Source organism: Acinetobacter sp. NIOH-H-8, from assembly GCF_046635365.1.
In the GTDB taxonomy this organism is placed as follows: domain Bacteria; phylum Pseudomonadota; class Gammaproteobacteria; order Pseudomonadales; family Moraxellaceae; genus Acinetobacter.
This window is the reverse complement of record NZ_JBHDVN010000027.1, coordinates 26329-35942: the sequence shown is the minus strand read 5'-3', so window position 1 is coordinate 35942 and position 9614 is coordinate 26329. Positions and strand designations below refer to the sequence as shown.

The window sequence follows — 9614 nt, the reverse complement described above, 5'->3', positions numbered from 1 at the left end:
TCTGACTTAAATTTCGCTCAAATAAACTTCGAGTAATTTAAACCAATCAATCAATGAAAATAATTTCGATCAATCAACCAGTAAAAATCCACACAAGTTGTTCTTCATAATCTCTTAATGATCTTCTCAATGCTTCGTCAGCATCAAGCTAGGTCGGCTATATTACTCTCTATCTCTAGAAAGTCAACCAGTAATGAAAATTATTTTTAAACTTTCTTTCTAAAACCCAACTCAACCATTTCATGCTAAGTTACTGTTTTATCAGAAGTTTTAATCTTCATCACCGCCGATGGATGTGCATTATAGACCAATCCCAAACAAGCGCAACCCCTATTTTTAAGAAAACACTTCAGTTGATTATTATTTCTACAAAAATACCGATTTTCCCTATTTTTTGAGCATTAAAGGTACAGGATTGGCCAATGTACTTAATAATTTCTCTTTTTTATTGTGTTCCTGAAAGCGCAAGGAGCGGCAATCTATATATTCACAATAGCCCCCGTCCCCATGCTCAGTTTCGCCATTAATTCTGACTTCGTAATTAAAGCTTCCAACATAACCGGCAGCCAGACCAAATTTGAAATCTCCCCGGCTTTGTCCCTGCAACCAGATCTGTGTTCCTTTGCCATCTTCATAGCACCATTCAAACTCACGCGGCAGATACATCTTTTGCCCATTTGGGGTAGTCACACTCGGATAAACCCGATGCACCTTAAAATAGACTTTTTGATCGAACATTTGACTGGTCATATTTTTCAGGTCACGCAGATAAATTCGTGACTGCACAATGCTGTTCAGACTATCCCGAATTTGTGCCAGTAATAATTGTCGTCCTTCACTCAGGTTAATAATCTGATAAGTCAGAAAGGCTAAAGGCAAATAGGGAAAATTAAAGCTTCGTGCAAATTCAAAACTACCTAAGCTCTTAATAAGATATTTCTGATCTTTATAATGTAAGGTACCCTGACAATAACAGAGCAAAGACCAATGATCAGCCAGTGCAAAGCGCATTTGGGTGAAGTGTGAAATCAGATTGGTCGTATGGATGCTGAGATCAAAGCTCAGTTCAGAATCAAAACGCTGTAAACGAAAATGCGGAAAGTCGCCTGTCAGTTTTTCACGATCCAGAAACTGAAACAGGCCATACTGAAACTTGCAATCCTTTTTGATTGAATAGCAATTTAATTGTCCTGCCATATGCGGACTGGTACTACAGATTACTGTGACTGTATCCAGTGCATTGGTTTGAATAGCACTCGGGTTTGCCAACATCGGTGCATTAGGCTGACCGATGATACTCAAAAAGTTAAGATAATGAAGGGGTGCAGGCAGATCAGGAAGCGTCAGGCCCTGATGAATAATTTTATATTTCTGGTTTGGTCCATGATAGGCAAGATTATGCTGGGAAACAGCAGGAGTCTGATTCAGCTGTTTCGAACGATCTAGAAAATCTTGAAGAAACTGCATCTCAAACTCCTTATTTTTATATTGTTATAAGGTACTCTGTCTTTTTGCCATAAATGTTGTAAGGAAACCAGACAAGGCATAGATGACAGAGATCACGAGAATCCCTACCGGAATATTATAAGTCATCGCTGCAAAGATAAACACTGCGATTGGCAACACGAAAAACGGCACCCGTCTACGCTCTACGGTTTTAAATGAATAGTATTTGATATTGGAAATCATCAACAAGCCAACGATTACGATAATCGCAGCATTAATGATTTGTACAGTAAAATCACGAATATCAAACACAGCCGGGAAGTCCAATCCTACCCAGACCAGTGAAATAATAATGACGGCTGCTAATGGACTTGCAACGCCAATAAAATAGCGTTTATCCACTACGCTAATCTGAACATTAAAGCGGGCTAGACGGAAAGCCGCACAAGCCGTATAGACAAAACAAGCCGCCAGACCGATACGACCGAGGTCGCTCAAACCCCAGCTATACATCAGAATCGCGGGTGCAACACCGAAGGCTAACATGTCAGACAGTGAGTCAAACTGCTCACCAAACGGACTTTGTGCACCAATAGCGCGCGCCACACGGCCATCCAGACCATCGAATAAGGCCGCCAGGAAAATCGCATAAATGGCTTGCTGGAATTCGCCATTCATACTGGCAATAATCGAGTAAAAGCCTGATAACAACGCAGCGGTTGTAATCAGGTTAGGCCACAGATAGATACCTCGACGCTTAACTCTTTGCCCTTCCTGGGTATGTTCTACCTCTTCCACCTCGAAGGTGATGCCATCAAATGGCAAATCTTTGGAAGATTCGTTTTCCGGCTTATTTGTACTTGTCATTCTTGTCGATCCTAACTATGACCCGATCTTTAAAATATTATTCGCCTACTAACCAACGAACTGCAGCATGACCGCCATTTTCCTGCATACGTAAATGCGGAAATAACCATTGCAGCGCTTCGTCTGCATCTTCAGAGAACTTCCAAGGTGGGTTAATCACCAGTAAACCACAACCATTTAAACCCACTGGTGTATCATCTGGCCATACACAGATTTCACATACCAACTGACGGCGAATCCCGGTCTTGAACATTTTCTTCTCGAAACGTTCAATCATGGCACGGTCTTTAATTGGGTACCAAACTGCAAATACGCCTGTCGGCCATTTTTTATAAGCAGCCACCAGTAATTCAACCAGTTGCGGGAAGTCTTTACGCTCCAGCTCATACGGCGGATCGATCATCACCAGACCACGTTTTTCTTTGGGTGGAATGACTGCGAGTAAGCCTTCATATGCATCGCGCTCATGCAGACCGGCACGTTTGTCGAAAATGTTATGACGTAGCTGCTGAAACACATCACGCTGCATTTCAAAAATGGTGGCCTTGTCAATTTCACGCATGCCTTCCAGCGCAAACCATGGTGAACCCGGATATGCACCTTTACCAAAGTTTTCACGCATTTTCTCAACAATTTTTAAATATTGTTGTACACCTTCTGGCGCATTACGCTTGACCGAATCATCCAGCTTGATCAGACGATGAATACCGTTCAGGAATTCCCCTGACTTTTGTGCTTCAGAGGTGGATAAATCATATTTACCTGCACCACCATGTGTATCCACATAGCGATATGGTTTATCTTTTGCATTGAGTCGAGTCAATAATTGAAGCAGCAATACATGCTTCATGACATCGGCAAAGTTGCCAGCATGGTAATGGTGACGGTAATTCATGTTTCATTAATTCCTAATATCAACCGCTATTTTAACATGAAAAATAGTTTCGTTCAGACCCGATTCTTACATAGAATAGCGCGACCCCAATTTACCCTTCTAGGTGAGTTTCTATGGAAGCAGTTCAACTCCCGGCAACCTGGCCAGTTGATCAGATTATTGATGATCTAGATCAGCATGGTTTTAGCATGATCGACAATGCTTATGCCCCATCCTATGTTGAACAGCTGATTGCTGAATGTACCAGCAATCTGGAACGCTTTCGTGATGCAGCCATTCAGAATGGCGTAGTTAGCAATATCCGCAGTGATCATATTCTCTGGCTCAATGAAGATCTGGAAATTTCGAACCAGCATGTGCAAACTTTACAGGCCTTAGGTCATGAGCTGAACCGCGCTTTCTTCCTCGGTATTAAAGATGTAGAAGCCCATTTTGCCTGCTATAACGCGGGCGAGTTCTATGCCCTGCATCGCGATAATCCTCAAGGTAAAAATGGCCGGATGATTTCTGCGGTTTATTATCTGCATGATGATTGGCAAGATAACTGGGGCGGCGAATTACATCTGCAGGATAAAAATGATCAATGGCATATTATCCAGCCTAAGCCAAACCGTATTGCCTTATTCCAAAGTGATTTAATGCATGAAGTTTTAAAAGCCAAACATCAACGTTTATCAATCACCGCCTGGTTAAGAAGTGATACCCGTTTGCTCTAATCCTTTTTCAATGCTTTAAATTTCAATTTTCAGCCTCATATAGCAATCATTGAGATATGAGGACTGCGTTCATGCGACCAACCCCCAAAGAGATCATTACACGCATTGGTGAAACAGATCAGCTGTTTTTAAATGGCAATACGCCTGAGTTGGCGCTTGAACGGGCTGATCTTCGTCTGCAACTGGTGACCATCAGCCAGTTACGTCAGGAGCAGGTTCATTTCCTGCAAGAAGCGATTGTTCTACTGGAGCAGGGCCGGATTGAATTTGAAGAAATGCCACTGGATTTGTATATCAATCTGTCTTTGCATCTGGCCAAAGCCTATATGATCTACTTTGAACTGACCAAAGAAGATCGTTATGCGCTTATTACCCAGCAGATTCTAAAACCAATGACCAATTATGAGCATGCGGATATTTATTTCTTCTTGGCTTATGCATCTGCCAGTAAGAAAGAACCTGCCATGACTCGTCACTGGCTAAATAAGTACAGCAAAACGGCCCATTTTGACCATGAACTGGTAGGCCAGCATCCGGCATTTGATGAATATCGTCAACTGGAATGGTTTATTCAGATTCTGCGTAGCCGTATGCACTAGAACAACAAAATCTGTTCTTATAAAAAATGCCTCACATTGATGAGGCATTTTTTATGAATTAATTTAATTGACTCAAGCCAGACGACGTCGATCTGCATCCAGATGCAATTGCTGATTCAGTTCATCAATCCAGATTGCCCAGTCATCATCCTGTACCAGATGACTAATCAACAGCGAACGCTGCGCTTTATTCCAGAACGGTGCTTCATGCAATGACATATGGGCAGGTAGCTGATGAGTACGCACATAAAGCTCAATTGCCGCCGGGCTATTAGCCAGACCGAGTTGAGAAAATAACATTTCTAAGGATGGTTGGTTCTTCCCGAGCATATGCCCTCCTTATATCAGATATATTGTAGTTGTTTATAGGACTAACTTATAAGATAAGACAAAAAAAACCTAGTCAAAGGACTAGGTTTTGTTGTGTCTTTTTGTATAAAGAACCCTTAAGTGTTTTCAGGACCTTCTTTATCACTTTCGACATGTAAAAGCTGGTTCAATTTATCAATGATTACGATCCATTCATCATCCTGATGCCAGTGTTCGCGAAGAAAAGCGCTTTGCCCCTCATTCCAGAAATCTGCATCCGGCAAAATCACTTCGGATGGTAGCTGATGATTTTTGGTAAATTCATCAATTGATGCTTCATCAGCAGGCAAGCCTAATTGCTCAAATAATAATTCTAAAGACACTTGCTGTTCTAATACCATTCGCTCACTCCATCATAAAAATAATCAGTTCGTTGATTTGAAAATATTATTGACGCTTAGAAGAAGGCAGATCACAAGAACCACTGCCCTCTGCCTCAATATGCAATTGCTCATTGAGTACATCTACGAAAATTGCCCAGTCATCATCTTCTTTCCAGTGGCCAATCAAAAAATCATGCTGGTTCTTAGTCCAGAAAGGAGCTTTATGTAAGGGGACATCCATCCCAATTTGGTGGGTTTTAATAAATTCATCGATTGCTTCCGGGCTTGAATCCAAACCGAGTTGCTCAAAAAAAAGTTCCATGGTAGGTCGCTGCTCTAACATCTCAGTACCTCCTCTTTTGTTGATGATTCTTCTTATTAAACTAGATGAGCTACTCGCAAAGTTCAGTTGTCGCTCCTTCACAAGATGTTATTTTTTGTTCTTTAATTTTTTAGAAATAGCAATAAAAAAGCACCCCAAATGGAGTGCTTTTCTTAACTTAATCTTAAAAGATTAAATTATTTGATCATGTCAGCAACTGCAGCGCGCTCTTCTTCAAGCTCGTTCAGTGTAACATTAATACGTTCACGGCTGAATTCGTCGATTTCAAGACCTTGAACGATTTTGTATTCACCGTTTTCAGTAGTTACAGGGAAACCGAACATTACGCCTTCAGGGATACCATAAGAACCGTCAGAAGGAATACCCATAGTTACCCATTTGCCGTTTGTGCCAAGAGCCCAATCGCGCATATGGTCGATTGCAGCGTTCGCAGCAGAAGCAGCAGAAGACAGACCACGTGCTTCGATGATCGCAGCACCACGTTTACCAACAGTTGGAAGGAATACGTCTTTGTTCCAAGCTGCATCGTTGATTTTGTCTTTCAAGCTTTCGCCGTTTACGTTAGCAAAACGGTAGTCAGCATACATTGTTGGAGAGTGGTTACCCCAAACAGTCATGTTTTCGATGTCAGAAACTGCAACACCCGCTTTTTGAGCAAGTTGAGTTAACGCACGGTTGTGGTCAAGACGCAACATTGCTGTGAAGTTTTTCGCTGGAAGATCTGGAGCAGATTTCATAGCGATGTAAGCGTTAGTGTTAGCAGGGTTACCTACAACAAGAACTTTAACGTCACGGCTAGCAACTTCGTTCAGTGCTTGGCCTTGACCAATGAAGATTTCGCCGTTTACTTTAAGAAGGTCAGCACGTTCCATACCAGGACCACGTGGACGTGAACCAACTAATAGAGCATAGTCTGCATCTTTGAAAGCTACTTTAGGATCATCAGTACCGATCATGCCCGCCAATAATGGGAAAGCACAGTCGTCTAGTTCCATCATTACGCCTTTAAGCGCTTGCTGAGCTTTCTCAACAGGAATTTCTAATAATTGAAGAATAACTGGTTGGTCTTTACCAAGCATTTCACCGCTTGCGATACGGAATAATAGGCTGTAACCAATTTGACCAGCAGCGCCAGTAACGGCAACGCGAACAGGTTGCTTCATGTAATTATCTCCAATTGAGAGGATCGTCATAATGATTAAATAGCTGTTCTATCTAATCTTAATAATCATAAACGGCAAAGATTGTACTCCAATCCTCTTCGAGATGCATGTAAAAGAGAATGGATTTCAACAAAAGTATGATAGGAAATATAAATTAATTTGGCTAAAAAGCTTAGTATGTCCCTTTTATTGTGACAGTTTTTGGGCATGTATTAATAATGTTTGCAGGACAGCCTTTATAGCCGCCATTGGCGTTGTAGCAGACCTGAATCGACGTCAGCAGACTGGATGCGCGGGTCTGATGGCAGTTAAAACGCAATGCTGTTGAAGGCAGTTGCGGATTGATTTTCAGAAATTTGGAACGCAGCATATCAATGGAAACGGTATGGCTTTCCTGCTCAGTAAGTTCTTCTGGAACTTTCAGACGATCAGCATGATTGATCACCGTACGAAAATACTGCGTGGCATTCATCGGAATACAGCCGCCAATATTATGCCAGAGCAATGCGCGGGTATTTTCATCCGGCATGATACGGGCCACCACTTTAGCCTGCAAAGGCGGTAACTTCGCAGAACTGGTAGTAGTGCAATGTGTTGATGTGGTTTGAGGATAGAGACCAGAAATATTTAGGGAATAACCTTCAAGACATTTTCTTTTTTTACTGTAGGCCGGATCCAGACTGCAAAGTGCCGGTACCATCTGGATGTCCATGACATAACCCGTTGGCAGTGCAAAGGCAGCTGGACTTGCTGCTAAAAATAAAAGCGCAGCCCATCCAGCAGAAATTTGAGCACCCCTTATTCCCTTGATCAACAAACTATCCTTCCCTTAGATTTTTTGAATGCTATGGTGTATTACGTAACGGAATGGCTTGCATACGCTTACCGACCGATTGTGCGCCCTGTCCCAATAAAATACCGTAATATGTCGCGTTCGTCATGACATGTTTCACATAATCTCGCGTTTCCAGTAAAGGAATGGTTTCGGTATATTGATCCGCAGCAATACTTTGGAATTCGGGTTGCCAACGGCGGGCACGGTTCGGGCCGGCATTATAACCTGCTGTAGCCAGTACTGGACTATTGCTCAATTGACGCTGAATTGTTGATAAATAGTAAGTTCCGTAACGGATATTGGTGTTCATATCAGTTAAGGCTGCCGGGTTATAGGCTTCACCCATTTGACGAGCGACCAGTTTGGCGGTGTCCGGCATGATCTGCATCAAACCGCCTGCACCCACATGAGAGCGTGCGCCGGTATTAAACCGGCTTTCCTGACGCATCAAACCATAAGCCCAGGCAGCATCAATGCCGGCATTACGGCTATGGCTCACGACATAATTCTGATGTGGCATCGGATAACGATAGTTGTAATTATGCTTGTCCGCAGTACGATCTGCTGCATAAATGGCACGGTCATACCAGCCCATATCCATCGCACGTTTGGCTGCTGCCAACAGTAAATCGTCATCTTTTCTTAAATAAGCCTGACGAACTGCCCAGTTCCATTCACGGTTAATATAATTTTCTGGCGCATTAATATTACGCAAGGCAAAAGCACGGCGGAAATGAATATCCTGATTCAGACGTTGCATGGCCTGACTGGATGGCTGTGCCGAGTTCGGTGTAGAAGCCGTTAACTGGCCTAATCTATCCCGTGCTAGCAGGTTATGATAATCCTCGCCGACTGCCAGTTTTTTATAGATACTTTCTGCTGCCTGTTTTGAAGCGCGATCTGTGCGCTGTTCACTGGCACGTGCCAGCCAGTATTGCCAGCGGTCTTCCTGTTTCTGGTTCACGCTCATGGCATCAATGGCACGAATCAGACTTTCCCAGGCACTAAAACGAATCGCCTGACGGGCATAAATTTCGGCTTCTTCCGGACTAAATGGCAAACCATAACTGGCATCCAGATAGTTCAGCACTTCACGGTTGAAGTTATTTTTCATTACCGTAGTGCCGCCGATATAACCCACAGTTCTGAATAGTGTTTTTTGTACTTGTACCGGTGTGCCTTCAGCAGTACGTTTTACAATGGACATTGCTGAATCAAGATCGCTATCTGCCAGACGCCCCAACGCATAAATCAGATAGGCATGATCAGCGGCAGTACTTTTAGGGGCTGACCATAAATAATTGGTTGGATTGGCCTGAATCGTATTGAGCTGAGCCAGAGACAGGTTAAGCCCTAAACCTTGTGCAGTGGCAATAGCCTGTCCAGACTGACCAGCACGTAATTGCACCCACAAACGCTGCTGGCGGTCTTCATTGGTCATAAGCGGACTGGATAACATCATGCGTCCCAAGCCTGTACAAGACTCAGGTTGAGAATTGGTGGTTAGCCAAACATCCTTAAACTCAGCATAAACCAGCTGATCGCCACTTTTGGCACGGACTTGTGCAACTGCACAGGCTTCAGCCGGATCGGCATTGGTGACATATTGCAGAACTGGTTGCGCAGTAGAAAAGTCAGCCATTTTGACTTTTTCTTCGACATAATCGGCTGCGAGTTTTTCTGCCATAGCCGACTGAGGATAACGTTGGGCGAAACTGATAATTTGACTGGCAGGTTGTGAGCCAAGATTCTGGTTCAGAATCCAGTATTCAGGATAATAGCCCAAGACATCATTTTGCATGGCAGACTGATATTGTTGTAATTGTCCGATATTTCCAGCATTTGCCGCGCGTAAGGCATCATTAAATTGTTCTTCTGCTGCCTGCACACTCATTGAACAGAGACACGCCACACTCAAGCTTAGTAATTTATAATATTTCTTCATATTTTTAGTGTGTTTAAACATCAATTTGCCTTCTATCATCGAGTTTTCGCCCAGCCCCTGTTGCCTATCATAAGAGTTAGCCGGAAAATTATAACCCACTGTATTGTTCACTT

General features: G+C 43.0%; 11 protein-coding genes. 2 read left to right on the top strand and 9 right to left on the bottom strand.

Annotated features, from left to right (window positions below):
* Positions 1–387: 387 nt before the first annotated feature.
* Genes ACEWB7_RS11195 through ACEWB7_RS11185 form a run of 3 tightly spaced genes read right to left on the bottom strand, consistent with a single transcriptional unit; the run spans position 388 to position 3208 of the window.
* Positions 388–1467: a DUF6670 family protein gene (locus ACEWB7_RS11195; protein WP_262738768.1), complete on the bottom strand. Its 1080-nt coding sequence runs from the start codon at positions 1465–1467 to the stop codon at positions 388–390.
* A 24-nt stretch (positions 1468–1491) separates the two neighbouring features.
* Positions 1492–2313, bottom strand: a complete 822-nt coding sequence (gene pssA, locus ACEWB7_RS11190) for a CDP-diacylglycerol--serine O-phosphatidyltransferase (RefSeq protein ID WP_262738769.1) — start codon at positions 2311–2313, stop codon at positions 1492–1494.
* A gap of 37 nt (positions 2314–2350) precedes the next feature.
* Positions 2351–3208 (bottom strand): 23S rRNA (adenine(2030)-N(6))-methyltransferase RlmJ, encoded by an 858-nt coding sequence (locus ACEWB7_RS11185; protein ID WP_004786802.1) that lies wholly within the window; start codon positions 3206–3208, stop codon positions 2351–2353.
* Between the two features lie 113 nt (positions 3209–3321).
* Between ACEWB7_RS11185 and ACEWB7_RS11180 the strand changes: the two genes are divergently transcribed.
* Both ACEWB7_RS11180 and ACEWB7_RS11175 read left to right on the top strand, forming a co-directional pair.
* Complete coding sequence (locus ACEWB7_RS11180; protein ID WP_004786805.1) at positions 3322–3924, top strand: 2OG-Fe(II) oxygenase; 603 nt, start codon at positions 3322–3324, stop codon at positions 3922–3924.
* A gap of 71 nt (positions 3925–3995) precedes the next feature.
* On the top strand, positions 3996–4523 hold the full coding sequence (locus ACEWB7_RS11175; RefSeq protein ID WP_175966086.1) for a hypothetical protein: 528 nt from the start codon (positions 3996–3998) through the stop codon (positions 4521–4523).
* 72 nt (positions 4524–4595) lie between these two features.
* Here ACEWB7_RS11175 and ACEWB7_RS11170 read toward each other — a convergent pair whose 3' ends face one another.
* From ACEWB7_RS11170 to ACEWB7_RS11145, 6 genes are all read right to left on the bottom strand, one after another.
* Complete coding sequence (locus ACEWB7_RS11170) at positions 4596–4853, bottom strand: DUF2789 family protein (protein WP_004786809.1); 258 nt, start codon at positions 4851–4853, stop codon at positions 4596–4598.
* A gap of 116 nt (positions 4854–4969) precedes the next feature.
* A complete protein-coding gene (locus ACEWB7_RS11165) occupies positions 4970–5233 on the bottom strand; it encodes a DUF2789 family protein (protein ID WP_034704347.1) in 264 nt (87 codons plus the stop codon).
* A 46-nt stretch (positions 5234–5279) separates the two neighbouring features.
* Positions 5280–5558, bottom strand: a complete 279-nt coding sequence (locus tag ACEWB7_RS11160) for a DUF2789 family protein (protein ID WP_004786814.1) — start codon at positions 5556–5558, stop codon at positions 5280–5282.
* A gap of 176 nt (positions 5559–5734) precedes the next feature.
* Complete coding sequence (locus ACEWB7_RS11155) at positions 5735–6721, bottom strand: malate dehydrogenase (RefSeq protein WP_004786815.1); 987 nt, start codon at positions 6719–6721, stop codon at positions 5735–5737.
* 172 nt (positions 6722–6893) lie between these two features.
* Positions 6894–7532 carry a ribonuclease I gene (locus ACEWB7_RS11150; RefSeq protein ID WP_179992790.1) on the bottom strand — a complete coding sequence of 213 codons (639 nt, stop codon included), beginning with the start codon at positions 7530–7532 and terminating at the stop codon, positions 6894–6896.
* A 34-nt stretch (positions 7533–7566) separates the two neighbouring features.
* A complete protein-coding gene (locus ACEWB7_RS11145; RefSeq protein WP_392390338.1) occupies positions 7567–9501 on the bottom strand; it encodes a lytic transglycosylase domain-containing protein in 1935 nt (644 codons plus the stop codon).
* Between the last annotated feature and the right edge of the window lie 113 nt (positions 9502–9614).

What these genes read in the sequence shown, in the direction of transcription:
- ACEWB7_RS11195 (WP_262738768.1), bottom strand. Translation starts at nt 1,467, where the DNA reads ATGCAGTTTCTTCAAGATTTTCTAGATCGTTCGAAACAGCTGAATCAG.
- ACEWB7_RS11175 (WP_175966086.1), top strand. Translation starts at nt 3,996, where the DNA reads ATGCGACCAACCCCCAAAGAGATCATTACACGCATTGGTGAAACAGAT.
- ACEWB7_RS11185 (WP_004786802.1), bottom strand. Translation starts at nt 3,208, where the DNA reads ATGAATTACCGTCACCATTACCATGCTGGCAACTTTGCCGATGTCATG.
- pssA (WP_262738769.1), bottom strand. Translation starts at nt 2,313, where the DNA reads ATGACAAGTACAAATAAGCCGGAAAACGAATCTTCCAAAGATTTGCCA.
- ACEWB7_RS11160 (WP_004786814.1), bottom strand. Translation starts at nt 5,558, where the DNA reads ATGTTAGAGCAGCGACCTACCATGGAACTTTTTTTTGAGCAACTCGGT.
- ACEWB7_RS11170 (WP_004786809.1), bottom strand. Translation starts at nt 4,853, where the DNA reads ATGCTCGGGAAGAACCAACCATCCTTAGAAATGTTATTTTCTCAACTC.
- ACEWB7_RS11180 (WP_004786805.1), top strand. Translation starts at nt 3,322, where the DNA reads ATGGAAGCAGTTCAACTCCCGGCAACCTGGCCAGTTGATCAGATTATT.
- ACEWB7_RS11145 (WP_392390338.1), bottom strand. Translation starts at nt 9,501, where the DNA reads ATGAAGAAATATTATAAATTACTAAGCTTGAGTGTGGCGTGTCTCTGT.
- ACEWB7_RS11155 (WP_004786815.1), bottom strand. Translation starts at nt 6,721, where the DNA reads ATGAAGCAACCTGTTCGCGTTGCCGTTACTGGCGCTGCTGGTCAAATT.
- ACEWB7_RS11165 (WP_034704347.1), bottom strand. Translation starts at nt 5,233, where the DNA reads ATGGTATTAGAACAGCAAGTGTCTTTAGAATTATTATTTGAGCAATTA.